The sequence below is a fragment of the Corallococcus sp. CA049B genome, from assembly GCF_003611685.1.
Taxonomy (GTDB): Bacteria; Myxococcota; Myxococcia; order Myxococcales; family Myxococcaceae; genus Corallococcus; species Corallococcus coralloides.
This window is the reverse complement of record NZ_RAWC01000049.1, coordinates 18,871-36,397: the sequence shown is the minus strand read 5'-3', so window position 1 is coordinate 36,397 and position 17,527 is coordinate 18,871. Positions and strand designations below refer to the sequence as shown.

12 protein-coding genes are annotated in these 17,527 nt (G+C 69.2%); 4 read left to right on the top strand and 8 right to left on the bottom strand.

The window, feature by feature from the left end:
• Positions 1-113: 113 nt before the first annotated feature.
• The gene (locus D7W82_RS13960) at positions 114-7,544 is read right to left on the bottom strand and encodes a HAMP domain-containing protein (protein ID WP_120618826.1); all 7,431 of its coding nucleotides are present in this window, start codon (positions 7,542-7,544) and stop codon (positions 114-116) included.
• 225 nt (positions 7,545-7,769) lie between these two features.
• Entirely contained in the window at positions 7,770-8,669 is a 900-nt protein-coding gene (locus D7W82_RS13955; RefSeq protein WP_120618825.1) for a hypothetical protein, read from the bottom strand.
• 273 nt (positions 8,670-8,942) lie between these two features.
• Between D7W82_RS13955 and D7W82_RS13950 the strand changes: the two genes are divergently transcribed.
• A complete protein-coding gene (locus tag D7W82_RS13950) occupies positions 8,943-9,698 on the top strand; it encodes a hypothetical protein (protein WP_147439329.1) in 756 nt (251 codons plus the stop codon).
• 68 nt (positions 9,699-9,766) lie between these two features.
• Here the strand turns inward: D7W82_RS13950 and D7W82_RS13945 are convergent, their stop codons facing one another.
• A complete protein-coding gene (locus D7W82_RS13945; RefSeq protein WP_120618823.1) occupies positions 9,767-10,504 on the bottom strand; it encodes a MerR family transcriptional regulator in 738 nt (245 codons plus the stop codon).
• Positions 10,505-10,862: 358 nt separating this feature from the next.
• Here D7W82_RS13945 and rsgA point away from each other — a divergent pair, with 358 nt between their 5' ends.
• Positions 10,863-11,951 (top strand): ribosome small subunit-dependent GTPase A, encoded by a 1,089-nt coding sequence (gene rsgA / locus D7W82_RS13940; RefSeq protein ID WP_120618822.1) that lies wholly within the window; start codon positions 10,863-10,865, stop codon positions 11,949-11,951.
• A 55-nt stretch (positions 11,952-12,006) separates the two neighbouring features.
• Here the strand turns inward: rsgA and D7W82_RS40515 are convergent, their stop codons facing one another.
• Entirely contained in the window at positions 12,007-12,567 is a 561-nt protein-coding gene (locus tag D7W82_RS40515; protein WP_158617657.1) for a hypothetical protein, read from the bottom strand.
• A gap of 91 nt (positions 12,568-12,658) precedes the next feature.
• Complete coding sequence (locus tag D7W82_RS13935; RefSeq protein ID WP_233587524.1) at positions 12,659-13,264, bottom strand: TetR/AcrR family transcriptional regulator; 606 nt, start codon at positions 13,262-13,264, stop codon at positions 12,659-12,661.
• Positions 13,265-13,370: 106 nt separating this feature from the next.
• Between D7W82_RS13935 and D7W82_RS13930 the strand changes: the two genes are divergently transcribed.
• The gene (locus tag D7W82_RS13930) at positions 13,371-14,120 is read left to right on the top strand and encodes an SDR family NAD(P)-dependent oxidoreductase (protein ID WP_120618820.1); all 750 of its coding nucleotides are present in this window, start codon (positions 13,371-13,373) and stop codon (positions 14,118-14,120) included.
• A gap of 10 nt (positions 14,121-14,130) precedes the next feature.
• Here D7W82_RS13930 and D7W82_RS13925 read toward each other — a convergent pair whose 3' ends face one another.
• Both D7W82_RS13925 and D7W82_RS13920 read right to left on the bottom strand, forming a co-directional pair.
• Entirely contained in the window at positions 14,131-14,361 is a 231-nt protein-coding gene (locus tag D7W82_RS13925) for a hypothetical protein (RefSeq protein ID WP_120618819.1), read from the bottom strand.
• 29 nt (positions 14,362-14,390) lie between these two features.
• The gene (locus tag D7W82_RS13920; RefSeq protein WP_120618818.1) at positions 14,391-15,233 is read right to left on the bottom strand and encodes a 2-oxo acid dehydrogenase subunit E2; all 843 of its coding nucleotides are present in this window, start codon (positions 15,231-15,233) and stop codon (positions 14,391-14,393) included.
• A 117-nt stretch (positions 15,234-15,350) separates the two neighbouring features.
• Between D7W82_RS13920 and D7W82_RS13915 the strand changes: the two genes are divergently transcribed.
• Positions 15,351-16,274 (top strand): DUF1684 domain-containing protein, encoded by a 924-nt coding sequence (locus D7W82_RS13915; protein WP_120618817.1) that lies wholly within the window; start codon positions 15,351-15,353, stop codon positions 16,272-16,274.
• A 74-nt stretch (positions 16,275-16,348) separates the two neighbouring features.
• On the opposite strand, the gene D7W82_RS41505 is transcribed toward D7W82_RS13915, so the two are convergent.
• Positions 16,349-17,242 carry a hypothetical protein gene (locus D7W82_RS41505; protein ID WP_120618816.1) on the bottom strand — a complete coding sequence of 298 codons (894 nt, stop codon included), beginning with the start codon at positions 17,240-17,242 and terminating at the stop codon, positions 16,349-16,351.
• Between the last annotated feature and the right edge of the window lie 285 nt (positions 17,243-17,527).

Sequence of the window (17,527 nt, the reverse complement as noted above, 5' to 3'; positions counted from 1 at the left end):
GGCGGGGGAGCGCGTGGGTCAGGGGACCCGATACACGGCGAACAAGGCTAGGGCCGCCCCCTTCCAGACGGAAGTGTAAAGGGGGCACGAGGATGGATCGCCCTCGTTGAGTATCAAGCACTCACCCACAGCCGGACCAGTTCCAGCAGCTTGTCGGTATCCACCGGCTTGGGCAGGTAGTCACTCGCACCGGCGGCCATGCACTTCTCACGGTCGTCCTTCAGCGCCTTCGCGGTGACGGCGATGATGGGCAGGCTGGCGTACTTGGCGTCCTTGCGGATGGCACGCATGGTTTCATAGCCATCCATCTCCGGCATCATCACGTCCATCAACACGACGTCCACGTCGGGGTGCTGGCCGAGCATCTCAATGGCAGCCCGCCCGTTCTCCGCGAAGACGACCTGCATGCTGTGATTTTCCAGCACGCTGGTGAGCGCGAAGATGTTTCGCATGTCGTCATCCACCAGCAGCACCTTCTTGCCGGCCAGCGGTGCGTCCTGGTCGTTGCGCTGCGCCAGGGCCGCGCGCGCGCGCGCCGGAAGATTCTCGTCCAGGCGGTGCAGGAAGAGCGCGGTGTCGCTGAGCAGCTGGTCGGGGCTCTTCGCACCGCTCTTCAGGATGACACTGCCGGTGTAGCGCCGCAGCCGGGACTCGTCCTTGGGCGTCAATTCACGGCCGGTGTAGACGACGATGGGCAGGTCGCGGAAGCGCTGCTGCGTCTTCACCTCCTCCACCAGCTTGATGCCGTCCATGTCGGGCAACAGGAGGTCGATGACGAGGCAGTCGTACTCGTTCTCCTCCAGCTTCTGGAGGGCCTCCTGGCCGGACGCCACCGCGGTGACGACGACGTCACCGCCGTCGCTGAGCAACTGGGTGAGGCTGCTGCGCTGCACGTCGTCGTCTTCAATGACGAGCAGGCGGCGCTCGCGGCGCTCCAGGAAGCGCGACAGCTGTCCGAAGACGCGCTCCAGCCCCTCCTTGCTCACGGGCTTGGTCAGGTAGCCGAACGCGCCCTGGGTGTTGCCCAGGTGCTTGTCCATCACGCTGATGATGTGGACGGGGATGTGGCGCGTGCGCGGGTTGCGCTTGAGGCGGTCCAGCACGCTCCAGCCGTCCACCACGGGCAGCTGGATGTCCAGGGTGATGGCGTCCGGCTGGTACTCGTGCGCCATGGACAGGCCGCTGTCGCCGCGCGTGGCGACCAGGGCCTTGAAGCCCTTCTCGCGTGCCATCTGCACCATGATGCGGGCGAACTTCAGGTCGTCCTCGATGATGAGCAAGGTGCGGTCGCCCTCGCGGATGAACTCGCGGTCGTCCTCCACCACGACAGGCGCGTGCGAGCCCTCCACCTGCGGGGGCAGCGCGGCGTCCAGCACATGGGCCTGAGGCTCCGCCACCGGGGACGGCGGCGCGAGCGGCGGCGGCGCCGTGACGAGGCCGGACGTGGACGGGGTGGCGAGCGTCTCCGGCAGGGCTCCCACCGCGCGAGCGGTCTCCTCGTTGCCCTGTCCGCCCTCCTCGTCCGCGCCCTGGTACTCCGGCGGCAGGTAGAGGGTGAAGGTGCTGCCCTTGCCCGGCTCGCTCTCCAGGCGGATTTCGCCGCCCAGCAGCTTGGCGATTTCACGGCTGATGGACAGGCCCAGGCCGGTGCCGCCGTACTTGCGCGCGGTGGAGCCGTCCGCCTGCTGGAACGCCTCGAAGATGATGCGCTGCTTGTCCTTGGCGATGCCGATGCCGGTGTCCTTCACGGCGAAGGCCAGCACGTGGCGCGAGCGGCGCAGCGCCTCGTGGTCGAAGCGCATGCCCTTGTCCGCCAGGCGCACGGTGAGCTTCACGCCGCCCTCGTCGGTGAACTTGAAGGCGTTGGAGAGCAGGTTCTTGAGCACCTGCTGCAGCCGCTGCGGGTCCGTGCGCACGTGGCGCGGCGTGCCCGTCAGCACCTCCACCTGGAAGGTGAGGCCCTTCTGGTCCGCCACCGGGCGGAAGCTGCGGTCGATGAACTGGTTGAGCTCCGTGAGGACGATGTCCCGGGGCTCCACCTGCATCTTGCCCGCCTCCACCTTGGACAGGTCGAGGATCTCATTGATGAGGCTGAGCAGGTCCCCGCCGGACGCGTAGATGGTGTTCGCGTACTCCACCTGCTTGTTGGACAGGTTCCCGTCCTTGTTGTCCGACAGGAGCTTCGCGAGGATGAGCAGCGAGTTGAGCGGCGTGCGCAGCTCGTGGCTCATGTTGGCCAGGAACTCGCTCTTGTACTTGGAGATGATGGTGAGCTGCTCCGCCTTCTCCTCCAGGCTGACGCGCGCCAGCTCCACCTCGCGGTTCTTCTCCTCCACGCGGGTGTTCTGGTCCGCCAGCTCCTTCGCCTTGTCCTCCAGCTCGATGTTGGTGCGCTTGAGCTCATCCTGCTGCTGGGTCAGTTCGCGCGACTGGCTCTGGAGCTCCTGGGTCAGGCGCTGCGACTCGGAGAGCAGGGTCTCCGTGCGCATGTTCGCCATGATCATGTTGAGCACCACGCCAATGCTCTCCGTCAGCTGATCCAGGAAGATTTGATGGATGGCGCTGAACGGGTGGAACGAGGCCAGCTCGATGACGGCCTTCACCTCGCCCTCGAAGAGGACGGGCAGGACGATGATGTTGAGCGGCGCGGCCTCACCCAGCCCGGAGGAGATGGTGATGTAGTCCGACGGGACGCGCGTCAGCAGGATGGTCTTCTTCTCCAGCGCGCACTGGCCGACCAGTCCCTCGCCCAGGCGGAAGCGGTTCGCCAGGTGCTTGCGCTCCCGGTACGCGTAGGTGCTGGTGAGCTTGAGGGACGGCACGCCGCCCTCGGGGTCGGAGAGGAAGAAGGCGCCGTGGTGCGCGGACACCAGCGGGGTCAGCTCGCTCATGATGAGGCGGCTGACGGCGTCCAGGGACTTCTGGCCCTGCATCATGCCGCTGAACTTCGCCAGGTTCGTCTTGAGCCAGTCCTGCTCCTGGTTCTTCTGCGTCGTCTCACGCAGGTTGACGATCATCTGGTTGATGTTGTCCTTCAGCGCCGCGACCTCGCCTTCGGCGACGACCGTGATGCTGCGGGTCAGGTCGCCCTTGGTCACGGCGGTGGCCACGTCGGAGATGGCGCGCAGCTGGCTGGTGAGCGTACCGGCCAGCTGGTTCACGTTGTCCGTCAGCTGCCGCCACGTGCCGCGCGCGCCGGGCACGCGGGCCTGGCCGCCCAGCTTTCCTTCGATACCCACCTCGCGGGCCACCGTGGAGACCTGCTCCGCGAAGGTGCCCAGCGTGTCGGTCATGTTGTTGATGGTGTCCGCGAGCGCGGCGACTTCACCCTTCGCGTCCACGATGAGCTTCTGGGTCAGGTCGCCGTTGGCCACCGCCGTCACCACGCGCACGATGCCGCGCACCTGGGTGGTGAGGTTGGACGCCATGAAGTTCACGTTGTCCGTGAGGTCCTTCCACGTGCCGGCCACACCGGGCACGCGGGCCTGGCCGCCCAGCTTCCCTTCCACGCCCACCTCGCGGGCCACGGAGGACACCTGCTCCGCGAAGATGCCCAGCGTGTCGGTCATGTTGTTGATGGTCTCCGCCAGGGCGGCCACTTCGCCCTTCGCGTCCACCACCAGCTTCTGCTTGAGGTCGCCATTCGCGACCGCGGTCACCACCTTCACGATGCCGCGCACCTGGGTGGTGAGGTTGCGGGCCATGAAGTTCACGTTGTCCGTGAGGTCCTTCCACGTGCCGGACACGCCCTTCACCTCCGCCTGACCGCCCAGCTTTCCTTCCGCGCCCACTTCACGCGCCACGCGGGTCACTTCGGAGGCGAAGCTGTTCAGCTGGTCCACCATCGTGTTGATGGTGTTCTTCAGCTCCAGGATTTCGCCCTTCGCGTCCACGGTGATCTTCTTGGACAGGTCACCGTTCGCGACCGCCGTGGTCACCAGCGCGATGTTTCGCACCTGGCTGGTGAGGTTGGACGCCATGCTGTTCACGTTGTCCGTGAGGTCCTTCCACGTGCCGGCGACGCCGGGCACCGCGGCCTGACCACCCAGCTTGCCGTCCGTACCCACTTCCTTCGCGACGCGGGTCACTTCCGAAGCGAAGGCGCGGAGCTGGTCCACCATCGTGTTGATGGTGCTCTTGAGCTCCAGGATTTCGCCCTTCGCCTCCACGGAGATCTTCTGCGACAGGTCGCCGTAGGCCACCGCCGTGGTCACCTTGGCGATGTTGCGCACCTGGTCCGTGAGGTTCGCGGCGAGGACGTTCACGTTGTCCGTGAGGTCCTTCCACACGCCCGCGACGCCGGGCACCGCGGCCTGGCCGCCCAGCTTGCCCTCCGTACCCACTTCCTTACCGACGCGAGTCACTTCCGAAGCGAACGCGCGGAGCTGGTCCACCATCGTGTTGATGGTGTTCTTCAGCTCCAGCACCTCGCCCTTCACGCTCACGGTGATCTTCTGGGACAGGTCGCCGTTGGCCACCGCAGTGGTCACCTTGGCGATGTTTCGCACCTGGTCCGTCAGGTTGCCCGCGAGGACGTTCACGTTGTCCGTGAGGTCCTTCCACACGCCGGACACGCCCTTCACGTCCGCCTGACCGCCCAGCTTGCCTTCCGTACCCACTTCCTTCGCGACGCGCGTCACCTCCGCGGCGAACGCGCGGAGCTGGTCCACCATCGTGTTGATGGTGCTCTTGAGCTCCAGCACCTCGCCCTTCGCGTCCACGGTGATCTTCTTGGACAGGTCGCCGTTCGCGACCGCCGTGGTCACCTCCGCGATGTTTCGCACCTGGGCCGTGAGGTTGTTGGCCAGCAGGTTCACGTTGTTCGTGAGGTCCTTCCACGTGCCCGCGACGCCCGGCACTTCGGCCTGGGCGCCCAGCTTGCCTTCCACGCCCACCGTGCGCGCGACGTCCGTCACCTGCTGCGCGAAGACGGACAGCGTCTGGGTCATGGCGTTGATGGTGTCCGCGAGCGCGGCGATCTCACCCTTGGCCTCCATCACCAGCTTCTGGGACAGGTCGCCGTCGGCCACCGCCGTCACCACCTTGACGATGCCGCGCACCTGGGTGGTGAGGTTGAAGGCCATGCTGTTCACGTTGTCCGTGAGGTCCTTCCACACGCCGGACACGCCCTTCACGTCGGCCTGACCGCCCAGCTTGCCGTCCGTGCCCACTTCCTTCGCGACGCGCGTCACTTCCGCGGCGAACGCGCGGAGCTGGTCCACCATCGTGTTGATGGTGCTCTTGAGCTCCAACACCTCGCCCTTCGCGTCGACGGTGATCTTGCGGGACAGGTCACCCTTCGCGACCGCCGTCGTCACCTCCGCGATGTTACGGACTTGATCGGTGAGGTTGTTCGCCAACAGGTTCACGTTGTTGGTGAGGTCCTTCCACGTGCCCGCGACGCCCGGCACCACGGCCTGGGCGCCCAGCTTGCCCTCCACGCCCACCGTGCGCGCGACGTCCGTCACCTGCTGCGCGAAGATGGAGAGCGTCTGGGTCATCGCGTTGATGGTGTCCGCGAGCTCCGCCACCTCGCCCTTGGCCTCCATCTTCAGGCGCTGGGTGAGGTCGCCGTTCGCGACCGCGGTCACCACCTTGGCGATGCCTCGCACCTGGGTGGTGAGGTTGGACGCCATGAAGTTCACGTTGTCCGTGAGGTCCTTCCACGTGCCGGACACGCCCTTCACTTCCGCCTGACCGCCCAGCTTGCCGTGCGTGCCCACCTCGCGGGCCACGCGGGTCACTTCCGAGGCGAAGCTGTTCAGCTGGTCCACCATCGTGTTGATGGTGTTCTTCAGCTCCAGGATTTCGCCGCGCGCGTCGACGGTGATCTTCTTGGACAGGTCACCGGTGGCCACCGCCGTCGTCACCAAGGCGATGTTGCGCACCTGGGTGGTGAGGTTGGAGGCCATGCTGTTCACGTTGTCCGTGAGGTCCTTCCACGTCCCGCCGACCCCCGGCACCGCGGCCTGACCGCCCAGCTTGCCGTCCGTACCCACTTCCTTCGCGACGCGCGTCACTTCCGCGGCGAACGCGCGGAGCTGGTCCACCATCGTGTTGATGGTGCTCTTGAGCTCCAGCACCTCGCCCTTCACGTCCACGGTGATCTTGCGGGACAGGTCGCCATTGGCGACGGCGGTGGAGACCTCCGCGATGTTGCGCACCTGGCTGGTGAGGTTGGACGCCATCAGGTTCACGTTGTCCGTGAGGTCCTTCCACGTCCCCGCGGCGCCGGGCACCTGGGCCTGGGCGCCCAGCTTGCCCTCCACGCCCACCGTGCGCGCGACGCTGGTCACCTGCTGCGCGAACACGTTGAGCGTGTCCGTCATGTTGTTCAGCGTGGCGCCCAGCGCGGCGATCTCACCCTGTGACGGCACCATCAGCTTCTGGGTGAGGTCGCCGTTGGCGACCGCCGTCACCACCTTCACGATGCCGCGCACCTGCGTCGTGAGGTTGGACGCCATGAAGTTCACGTTGTCCGTGAGGTCCTTCCACGTGCCGGACACGCCGGACACCGCGGCCTGACCGCCCAGCTTTCCTTCCGTACCCACTTCGCGCGCGACGCGCGTCACTTCGGAGGCGAAGCTGTTGAGCTGATCCACCATCGTGTTGATGGTGCTCTTGAGCTCAAGGACTTCGCCCTTCACGTCCACGGTGATCTTGCGGGACAGGTCGCCGCGGGCCACCGCCGTGGTCACTTCCGCGATGTTTCGCACCTGCGCGGTGAGGTTGCCGGCGAGGACGTTCACGTTGTCCGTGAGGTCCTTCCACACGCCGGACACGCCCTTCACGTCGGCCTGGCCGCCCAGCTTGCCTTCGGTGCCCACCTCCTTCGCGACGCGCGTCACTTCCGCGGCGAAGCTGTTGAGCTGATCCACCATCGCGTTCACGGTGGTGCCGATGCGGAGGAACTCGCCCTTCACGGGCTGGCCGTCGATCTCCAGCGCCATCTTCTGGGTGAGGTCGCCTTCGGCCACCGCCACCAGCACGCGGGCGACCTCCGTGGTGGGCTGCACCAGGTCGCCGATGAGGGCGTTGATGGACTGGACGCTGGTGGCCCAGTCGCCGCGCACGTCGCCCAGGGTGACGCGCTCGCCCATGCGGCCCTCGCGGCCGACGACGCGCTCCACGCGGACGATCTCGTGGGTGAGCGTGGAGTTGAGCGTCACCACCGCGTTGAACGCGCGGGCGATCTCATCCATCACCACGTCCTGCGCGCCCGACGGCAGCCGCACGGAGAAGTCACCGCCCTGCACGGCCCGGAGCGCCGCCAGCAGCTGCTGGAGCGGAGGAGGGCCACCGGGGCGCAGGCTCTCATCGGCGGCCGGGCGGTTGTTGCCGTTGCGCCCTCGCGCGGGAGCGCGGCGGGCGGGCGCGGGCTCGGCACGCGAAGCCTCCGCGTTGCTCAGCCGGTTGGCCGCGACGTTGCCCTGCGAGCGGGCGCCTGGAGGGCCAGCGTCCTGGCTTGCGGCGGTGGCGGCTGTCTTTCGGCCGTTGGCGCGCTTGCGGGGAGCGGAGGAGCTGGAAACCTTGGTGTCGTCCACGAATGAAACCCCTGATCGGCGGAAGCGTTGCGACAGGTGCTGGGAAACCGGCCCGCGATCCCAGGAACGTCCAATGAGTTCGCGGGTTTGTCGAATGTAAAGCCGGGTCGGAAAGGCCCTGTGTGTCGGGCACTGAACGCCATGCCCGGACTCAAGTCCCACGATCCCCGGAAAGCCCCGTGTCGGCGTGTCACCGGCCCGGAGCGGAACCTCCCCATAACAGCTTCAGGGAGGCGAGGCGGTGCACGGGAAGCCATCACACCCCTGCACATACAGCGCCCGCCCCGAGAGCCTTCGGGCAGGCGCGCGCGTGCGTGCGGGCACCGCTTCACGTGCTCCCGTGCGGACGTCGAAGCGGAGTGAGCCCGGCCCTGGTGCATCCGGGGAAGCGGGGGCGCCACAGGCCAGCAGGACCTGATCCGCGGTGTCGAGCCACCACAGGAACTCCACGGTGCATGGGGCTTCCGCCCGCACCAACTCCAGGGTGCGGGCGTCGTAGACGATGACGCCGCCGCCCCACTCCACCGCCGCGAGCACGCCGCCGGGGCCAATGGACAGCCGCCCGCCCGGACCCGGCACCTGCGCCTGCCCCAGCACCTTGCCGTCCGTCGCCACGGAGATGAGCTGACCGGTGGCATCCAGCGCGAGGACCCCGCCCGCGTGGCCGATCAGCCACTCCGGTGGAGTGATGTCGCCCACCGGCAGGAGCGCGCCGCCCCGCTCCCGAAGCAGGTGGCCTCCGGCGGCGGCCCACAGGCGGCGCTCGCCATCGAAGGTGAGCGCGGTGGCGCCGGGGATCTCCAAGCGCGAGTGCGAGCCATCCTCGCCGCAGACCGCGACGACGCGGGGCCCGAACACCGCCGCGCGCGACGCGTCCGGTGCCACGGCCCAGCCCAGCCGCGTGGCGCCGCCCAGCTGCCGCGCCAGGCAGTCATTGAGCGCGCCCAGGTGCGCGTCCCCGGCGGGTGAGGCGATGAGGTACGGCAGGCTGGTGGTGGAGACGTAGAGCAGCAGGCCCAGGCCCGCGGCGATGACGAGCGTGAGCGGCCAGGCACGGGCGCTCACGCTTCGCGCGAGGCGCGCGCTCTTGCGGCCCGCCACCAGATGCCCTTCCCGTCCGCCCACGCACGCTCCTTCCTGGACCGGAGGACAGCACAGAAACGGGGCGAAGACCTCTCGCGGCGATGCGGAAGCGCGGGTGTTGGACACCCGGGGTGCTCCATCCCCACCTGTTTCACTGGCTCCGGCGCGCGTGCGTGCAAGCCCTGTCCCGCGTGCTTCGTCCCATGAACGATCTGCGAGCTGCCGGCCTGCCATGTGCCGGCTGGGTCCAGAGGGTTGTCCTGTCCGGTGAAGCACACACCTTTACGCCACCTGCGACGGGAAAGGATTCCACACATGCGACGCTCCATTGGCACCGCGGCACTGGCTTTCAGCTTCCTGCTCTCCACCAGCGCGCTCGCCCAACAGGTAGGCGACGGGTCGAGCCCCGGGACGACTCCCGGCTCCTCGGGCGCTTCGCCGGAGATGATCAACAGCGGGCAGACGGGCAGCGCCGGCTCCACGGGCACGGTCACGCCCGGCACCACCAACTCCACGGGCGTGCAGACGGGCAACACCGCCACCGGCACGGGTGGCTCTGGCACCGGCGTGAACCCGACTCCGGGCACCACCGGCACCGGCACCACCGGCGGCAGCACCTCCGGCACGGGCGGCACCGGGACCAGCGGCATCGGCACGGGCACCGGGACCACCGGCTCCAGCACGGACACCTACGGCACTGGCAGCACCGCGCCCTCTACCGGCGCGGGCTCGTACACGCCGCCCTCCACGAGCACCGGCACCTACGGCGGCGCGGGCACCAGCACCACCGGCTCCGGCGGCTCCGGAACCATTGGCGGCTCCGGCAGCACGGGCACCACTGGTGGCACGGGCACCGGCACCACCGGCGCCACCGCGCCCGGCACCGAGTCCAACGGCTCGACCGTCATCAACCCGGGCGGCACCGGGACGGGCGGCACCAGCGGCACGACGGGCACGGGCGGCGTCGGCGGCACCGGCACCAGCGGCTCCGGCGGCACCATGGGCGGCGTGGGCGGCACCGGCACCAGCGGCTCCAATGGCACCACGGGCGGCTCCCTCGGCGGCCAGTAATCTTGATGCCCTGACCTGACAGCCACGGCCGCCAGCCCTTCGCTGGCGGCCGTCGCCTTTGTCTGGCTTTACTTCGGCGCGTCCAGACAGGCCATGGCCCGGCCCACGTACTCCATGAGCTTCGGGTCGCGGCCCTGACGCTGGGCCACCTGCGGCTCCTGCTGGTGCATCGTCTGGAGCGACTTCTCGATGCCGGGATTGCCGCCCGTGAAGGCGCGGACGAGCTCGCGCCAGCGCGTGGCCAGCACGCGCACCGGCTCGGACGCGGGGTCGGCGCCCTGCTCCATCTGCTCGCGCATGCTCGCGATGAGGCGGGGCCACTCGGCCTCCACCTGCTTGATGGCGTCCTCACCCATCGCCTGGCGACGGGCCTCCAGCTCCTTCAACTGCTCCGGGGTGTAGTACTTCTCGAACATGGTCATGGCCTCGATGGTCTGTAGGAAGTCGTCGGCGGAGACGGGCTCCGCCGCGCGCAGCTGTCGTGCGAGGGAATCCAGGCGGTCGCAGAGCTGACGCTGTTCCGCCAGCTGCTCCCGGGCCCGCTGGAGCCGCAGCTCCACCACGCGCAGGGCGGAGAAGTCCGCCCGGCCCAGCGTCTCGGCGATCTCCTCCAGCGAGAACCCGAGCTGCTTGAGCGACAGGATGTGACTCAGGCGGGCGATGTCCGCCGCCGTATAGAGACGATGCCCCGACGCCGTGTGCGCCGAGGGCTTGAGCAAGCCAATCTCGTCGTAGTGGTGCAGCGCGCGGATGGACAGCCCCGTGCGCCGGGCCAGCTCCCCTACCTTCAGCTCCGTGTGCTGCATGCCTCACCCCTTTCCAGCCACGCCCCTTCGCGCGACTGGATGTCATGGGTACAACCTCACGTCGCGTGAGGTTCAAGGGGGAAAACGCACGGGGGTGGCCAGCGGACGACAGGAATTGCTAACGTCCCCGCACGGAACGGCGATGACCGCCGGTGGTTCCACGCACCCTTGAGGAGACCTGTCCTGATGACTCCGCCCCTTGTCGTCGCGGCCCTGTCCGCCACGCGGGCGCGCATCCGCTGAGCCGGTCGTAGCAGCACCGTCTTCCGTCGCAGCGCGAGCCCCGCTTCCTTCACACCCGGCGCCCCGGAGTCCCCTCCCGCGCGTCCGTGGCATCGCTCTGCCCGGAGTTCCTCAAGTGACACTCGAAATCCTCGGCTGGGGTCCCGACCTCGACCTCGCGCTGTCCAACGCTGTCTCCCCATCGTCCTCCTCCCTCGTCCCCGGGCGCGTCGTGCGCCAGCAGCGGGGACTGCTCACCGTGCAGACCGCCGGCGCGGCCTTCCTCGCGCGCGCCTCTGGACGCCTCCTCCATCAGGCCCAGGGCGCGGAGGCCCTGCCCACCGTGGGCGACTGGGTCCTCCTGCAACCGCCCGCGTCCGGTGACGGCGAGGCGCTGATGCACGCCGTGCTGCCCCGCCGCAGCCTGCTGAAGCGGCGCGAGGCGGGCAGCGAACACGACGGTCAGCTCATCGCCGCCAACGTGGACGTGGTGTTCCTCGTCATGGGGTTGGACGGCAACTTCAACCCCCGCCGCGTCGAACGCGCCCTCACCCTGGCCTGGAACAGCGGCGCCACGCCCGTCGTGCTCCTCAGCAAGGCGGACCTCGCGGACGACGCGGCCGGGCGCGTCCTGGAGGTGGAGGCCCTGTCCCCCGGCGTGGACGTGCTCGCGGTGAGCGCGCGGACGGGCCTGGGCGTGGAGGACGTGCGCGCACGGCTTCCTCCCGGCAGGACGGGCGTGCTGCTGGGCTCGTCCGGCGTAGGCAAGTCCACGCTCGCCAACCGGCTGCTGGACGCCGCGCGGCTCGTCACCCAGCCCGTGGGTCCGGAAGACAAGGGCCGGCACACCACCACGCACCGCGAGCTGTTCGTGCTGGAGCACGGCGGGCTCGTCATCGACGGGCCCGGCATGCGCGAATTGGGCCTGTGGGGCGATGAGGAAGAGGCACTGGCCAACGCCTTCGCGGACGTGCTCGCGCTGGCCACCAGCTGCCGCTTCAGCGACTGCGGCCACCAGAACGAACCGGGGTGCGCGGTGAGGGCGGCGGTGGAGGACGGCACGCTCTCCGAGGAGCGGCGCGCGAGCTTCGAGAAGCTCCAGCGCGAGCAGTCCTTCCAGCACCGTCAGACGGACGCCGCCGCTCAGCGTGCGCACAAGCGGGTGGAGCGCGCCCGGTCCAACCAGGGCTGGGCCCTGACGCGCTCGAAGCGGCGCGGCGAATAGACAGACACCTTCGGGCGCGGCGCGTGAAGGACCGCGCGCCGCGTCCGGAGGTGTTTCAGAGCCCAGGGCTCGAGTCCGGCACGGAGCCGGGCGGCGGCAGCGGCGGCGGGGTCGGGGCCTCCAGTGCCGGGACCTCGCCCTCCTCCGGCGCGTTCGCATGGTCCGGGGCGCGGACCGGCGTCTCCGGGCCCGTGCCCAGGTCATGGCGCGGGTTGGCGTTCTGGGGCTCCGACGCGCAGGCGTAGGCCACGGTGCGCGACCCCACCAGGAGCGTGGGCACCAGCAGGCCAATGGCGGCGCAGTTGGCCTGCTGCTCTTCGGTCCGGTCGCCACCGGCGCACACCGCCGAACCGATGAACGCGCCCGCCACCGCCAGGCCCGCCTGGATGAGGAAGTCGCTGGGGGTCGCGCGGCTCTGCGCCCACGCGATGCCGTTCTTGCACTCGCTGCCAGGGGGACTGGACACGGGCAGCAGGCCCACCGCCGTGAACCACTGCCGGTCCTGGTGGACCTTGGGCTCCGGCCGCAGGTTCGTGACGATGCTCGTCCGATAGCAGCCCGTCTGCCCCAGCATCAGCGCCACCATCGACGCCGCCACCGCATGTGCCTTCCTCATCAATGCCCCCAATCCCGGTGAGTGACCGCTCGCACCCGCGGTCAGGCCCTGTGCCTAGCCTGAACGCGGGGGTCACCGGAAGAGGCCGGCGCTAACGGCGGCGCTTCACCGGGGCGGGCAGCTGTTCGAATGCCGTCTCCACCATGCCGCGCAGGCTGGCTTCGTCCATGCCGGCCTTGCCCACGGCCTCCAGGCCCCGGAAGACCGCGAGCAGCATGGCCCCCAACCTCTTGGGGTCCGCGTGGGCCGCGAGGTCCCCATGCGATTGGGCCTGCTCCAGGCAGCGCACGAACGCGGCCTCCAGCCCCCGGAAGGTCTCCAGCGCCCGGTCCGCCACGTGCGCGTCCTGCGCCGCCAATTCAGACGTGCCGCGCGCCAGCAGGCACCCGCGCCGGTTCGCGGGCGACGCGGACGCGGTGGCCATTCCCAGCATGTACTGGCGCAGGCGCTCCAGCGCCCCGGCGTCCGGCCCCTCCAGCGTCTTCTTCACCGACTCCAGGGAGTTCACGCAGTAGGTGTCGAAGACCTTCACGAAGAGCTGATGCTTGTCGCCGAAGGCCCCGTAGAGGCTGCCCTTGCCCAGCCCCGTGGCCTGCATCAGGTCGTCCATGGACGTCGCCGCGTAGCCCTTGTTCCAGAACTGGTCGCGCACCGCCCGCAGCACCTGCGCTTCATCGAATGTCCGAGGCCGAGCCATGCCCGGAAAATAAAAGTTATTGACCGTTCGGTCCACCATTCTTAGATATGGACCATCAAGTCCATAACTCCTCCGCCTGAGCGGGGACCGGACAAGGAGCAGGACCATGGGCAGGCTCGACGGGAAGGTGGCGGTCGTCACGGGTGGGACCACGGGAATCGGCTTCGCGTCCGCGAAGCGCTTCGCGCAGGAGGGGGCGAAGGTGTTCCTCACCGGCCGCCGGCAGGCGGAGGTGGACCGGGCGGTGCAGGAGATTGGCCACGGCGCGGTGGGCGTGCGCGGGGACGTGTCCGTGATGGCGGACCTGGACGCGCTCTACGCGCGGGTGAAGGAGGAGGCGGGCCATATCGACGTGGTGTTCGCCAACGCGGGCCTGGGCGAGTTCGCGGCGCTGGGCTCCATCACGGAGGCGCACTTCGACCAGACGTTCAACGTCAACGTGAAGGGCACGCTGTTCACGGTGCAGAAGGCGCTGCCGCTGTTGAAGGACGGCGGCTCCGTCATCCTGACGGGCTCCACGGCGGGCTCGGACGGCTCACCGGCGTTCAGCGTCTACGCGGCGACGAAGGCGGCCATCCGCTCGTTCGCGCGCACCTGGGCGTCCGACTTGAAGGGGCGGCGCATCCGGGTGAACACGCTCAGCCCGGGCCCCATCGACACGCCGGGACTCAACGGGCTTGTGCCCGACGTGGAGGGGAAGAAGCAGCTGAAGGAGTTCCTCACCGGCCTCATCCCGCTGGGCCGCATGGGGCAGCCGGACGAGGTGGCGAAGGCGGCGCTGTTCCTCGCGTCGGACGACAGCAGCTTCGTCAACGGCGCGGAGCTCTTCGTGGACGGCGGCGCCGGACAGGTCTGAAGCGGACGCTTCAGTCCTCCTTGCCGTCCGGGTTCGACGCGCCCAGCTTGCGCAGCTTCGCGGCGAAGGGGCTCTCTCCATTCACCGGCAACGGGCCGCCGGCCATGCGCTGGCGGCGGTCCATGGCCAGGGGGCCTTCAGGGGGGCCTTCCAGGGCTTCCTTCTCGAAGCGGTCCTGGCCGCCCAGCACCCGTCCCACGGGACGGGAACCACCGACGCGACGAAAGGGATCCACGGACATGGTGCCGACCTCCGGATGACGGTCCCATTTTAGCGCGCTTCGGTCCCCGGTGCATCCCACCCCCGGGGATCCTCCAGCGCGCCGCCGATGTGCCGGAGCACCCGCGCGGCCAGGTCCACGTCGATGAGGCGCGCGTCCCAGGTGCAGGTGAGCGTCATGACCTTGCCGGGCACCAGCGCCCCGTCCTGCACCACGGGCGCGTCCCGCACGAGCCCGGGCGCCAGCAGGAGCGGCACGCGGGTGTAGGGCACCATCGCGACGAAGCCCCGCTCCAGCCCCAGCGAGCCCAGGTTCGTCACCGCCACGGAGCCGAACGGGTCGAACGGCATGCCCACCCGGCGCAGGTTCACGTTCAGGCCGTACCAGACGAAGGACAACAGCCGCAGCGCGGGGCCCATCATCCAGCCGGGCAGCAGCGACGAGCGGCGCTTGCCCCGCTCAATCTCCACGTCCTCGCGCGCGCGGACCCGCGACACCCGCGCCTCCATGGCGTCCGCCAGCGCCTCCAGCGACTTCTGGTCCGCGCGGTGCACGGTGGCGGTGGTCAGGTCCACGCGCGACGCGCCGCTCGCCGGCTGCACCACCAGCACGCAGACGCCCACGTCCTCGCGCAGCCACGGGCGCTGGCCGCGCAGCACGACGTTGGCCTCCGGATGGCGGCGCAGCGCGTCCGCCGCGGCCTTCGCCACCAGGTGCGTCACCGTCAGGCGCCGGCCGGTGAGCGTGCGGTGCGTGGCCATGAACGCGAGCGCCGGCTCCATGCGGACCTCCAGCGCCGCGTAGGCGGTGGGGTCTCGGGGCGCGCGCCATGTCCCCAGCGCGAGCTTGCGCAGGGCACTGGCCGGGGGCGCGGGGTGGAGGTCCAGGTTCATGGAAGGTTTCTCAAGCCTTTGCACGGCGGGAGGACCGCGCGCAACCGGGACGGGCACCTGTTAGACATTGGCCCCACCGCCCCTGCCCTGCCCTTCCGCCCTCCAAGGTCCCTCCCCATGAGCACCCTCGCCCTGGTCCTGTCCCTGGCATTACAGGCCTCGCCTCCCGCGAAGCCGCTTCCGAAGCCCGCCGCGCAGGCGGAGAAGAAGGCCCCCGCGGAGGACGTCGCCGCCGCCACGCAGGCGTGGCACGCCGAACGGCTGCAACGCCTGCAGTCGCCGGACGGCTGGCTGACGCTGGTGGGGCTCACCTGGTTGAAGGAGGGCGAGCAGACGGCCGGCTCCGCGCCCGACAGCGCGGTGCCGCTGCCCTCACCGGCGCCGGCCAGCGCGGGGACCTTCGTGCGCAAGGGCAACAGCGTGAGCTTCCAGCCCGCGCCGGGGGTGGCCTTCACGCTGGAGGGCAAACCCTTCACGGGCGGCGCGCTGAAGACAGACGAGAAGGGCGCGCCGGACGTGGTGCGGCTGGGCGCGGTGAGCTTCCAGATCATCCTCCGCAAGGACCGGCTGGGCGTGCGGGTGAAGGACTCGGAGGCGGCGGCGCGCAAGCAGTTCCCCGGCATCCCCATGTATCCGGCCAGCGCGGACTGGAAGGTGGAGGCGCGGCTGGTGCCGGACGACAAGCCGCGCATGCTCAGCGTGCCCACGGTGCTGGGGTACGCGGAGGAGATGAAGGCCGCCGGCACGCTCGTCTTCACGGTGGCGGGCAAGGAGTACCGCCTGACGCCCGTGGGGGAGGAGGGAGACGGAGAGCTGTTCATCGTCTTCGGCGACGAGTCGAACCGCGACACGACCTACGGCGCCGGCCGCTTCCTCGAAGCGCCGCTGCCGGACAAGGACGGGCGCGTCGTGCTGGACTTCAACCGCGCCTACAATCCGCCGTGCGCCTTCTCGCGCTTCGCCACCTGCCCGCTGCCTCCGCGCGGCAACCGCCTGCACCTGCGCGTGGAAGCCGGTGAGCAGCGCGCGGGAGAGCACTGACCCCTCCAAACGCCTCCGCCCGCTTCCCTCCAGGAGGGAAACGGGCGGCGTGGGGGTGGCACTCAGGTGAAGCCTCAGAGCTGGATGCTCTTCTCCACATCCGCCATGCGGAAGCGCGCCATCGCCAGGTTCGCGTTCGCGCGGTGCAGCGCGATGTAGAGGAACAGGCCTTCGCGGGCCGCGAGCGGACGGATGATGTGGTACTGCTCGCCCAGGGTGATGAGCATGTCCTCGATGCGGTCCTTGATGCCCAGGGCCTTCATCGTCTTCAGCTTGGCGCGCATCACCTCCGTGTTGCCCGCGGCCGCCGCCTCGACGTTGAAGGTCGCGTTCCCACCGACACTTCCCAGGGTCATCCCGCTGTTGGCATCCGCGAGACAGACCGCGAACGCCCCTTCAATCTTCATCGCCTCTTCCAGCGCCTGCTTCACGTTCGCCATGGCTTCACCTTCCAGTAGGACGGGGGGACCCGAGGGGGACTGCGACTGCGGAACAGCAGGCTGCGGGGTGTTGGCCATGAGCTCCGCCAGGTCGAACGTCAGCTGGCTGGCGTAGGAGCGCGGCTGCGGCACGAAGAGCGCCTGCGCCTCCGTCAGCCCGAAGAGCGTCTCCAGCTGCGCGGTCACGTGGTGGCACAGCAGGTCGCGCAGCGTGTCGCGCGGCACCAGCCCCCACGCCACCAGCGTCTCGCAGAAGTTGCCGCCGCTCTTGCGGCACTCCGCCATCACCTGCTCGACGTCCTCGCGGCTGACCAGCTTCGCGTCGATGAGCGCCGTGGAGAAGCTGCGCGCGCCCGGGCCCGTGAGCACCGTCCACGCCACCTTGCGCTCCACCACGAAGATGCGGCCGGAGACCGTGGTGGACTTCACCACCACCTCCCCGCCCAGCTTGCTCTCCAGCGCTTCGTTCAACACCGCCCGGACGACCTGACGGGGCGGGGACACCACGTTTCGAGGAGCCGGGTTCATGCGGGAGTCCACAGTGACCGCCAGTGATGGCGCAGTTCGTCGAGGGGGCGGGGCGGTCGCAACAATAAGCAATGAAACTGCACAATGGCAACCCAACTGTAAAATTCGGGGATTTGATGACTCCCCTGGGGTTGGTGAAACCCCGTACAAACGTCCGAGTGTCTTGTAGCGAAGAACCAAAGACAACGGAACAATTCCAGAACAGCGAAAACCTGACGCATGCGTCCGACAGCGCAATGCGTCGCGGGCATGGGGGGTTGTCCCCTCAACACCTTCCCTCTGGAA

Coding starts and splice junctions, on each gene's coding strand:
- D7W82_RS13950 (WP_147439329.1), top strand. CDS start 8,943: ATGCGACGCTCCATTGGCACCGCGGCACTGGCTTTCAGCTTCCTGCTC.
- D7W82_RS13945 (WP_120618823.1), bottom strand. CDS start 10,504: ATGCAGCACACGGAGCTGAAGGTAGGGGAGCTGGCCCGGCGCACGGGG.
- D7W82_RS40515 (WP_158617657.1), bottom strand. CDS start 12,567: ATGAGGAAGGCACATGCGGTGGCGGCGTCGATGGTGGCGCTGATGCTG.
- D7W82_RS13935 (WP_233587524.1), bottom strand. CDS start 13,264: ATGGCTCGGCCTCGGACATTCGATGAAGCGCAGGTGCTGCGGGCGGTG.
- D7W82_RS13930 (WP_120618820.1), top strand. CDS start 13,371: ATGGGCAGGCTCGACGGGAAGGTGGCGGTCGTCACGGGTGGGACCACG.
- D7W82_RS13925 (WP_120618819.1), bottom strand. CDS start 14,361: ATGTCCGTGGATCCCTTTCGTCGCGTCGGTGGTTCCCGTCCCGTGGGA.
- D7W82_RS13920 (WP_120618818.1), bottom strand. CDS start 15,233: ATGAACCTGGACCTCCACCCCGCGCCCCCGGCCAGTGCCCTGCGCAAG.
- D7W82_RS13915 (WP_120618817.1), top strand. CDS start 15,351: ATGAGCACCCTCGCCCTGGTCCTGTCCCTGGCATTACAGGCCTCGCCT.
- D7W82_RS41505 (WP_120618816.1), bottom strand. CDS start 17,242: ATGAACCCGGCTCCTCGAAACGTGGTGTCCCCGCCCCGTCAGGTCGTC.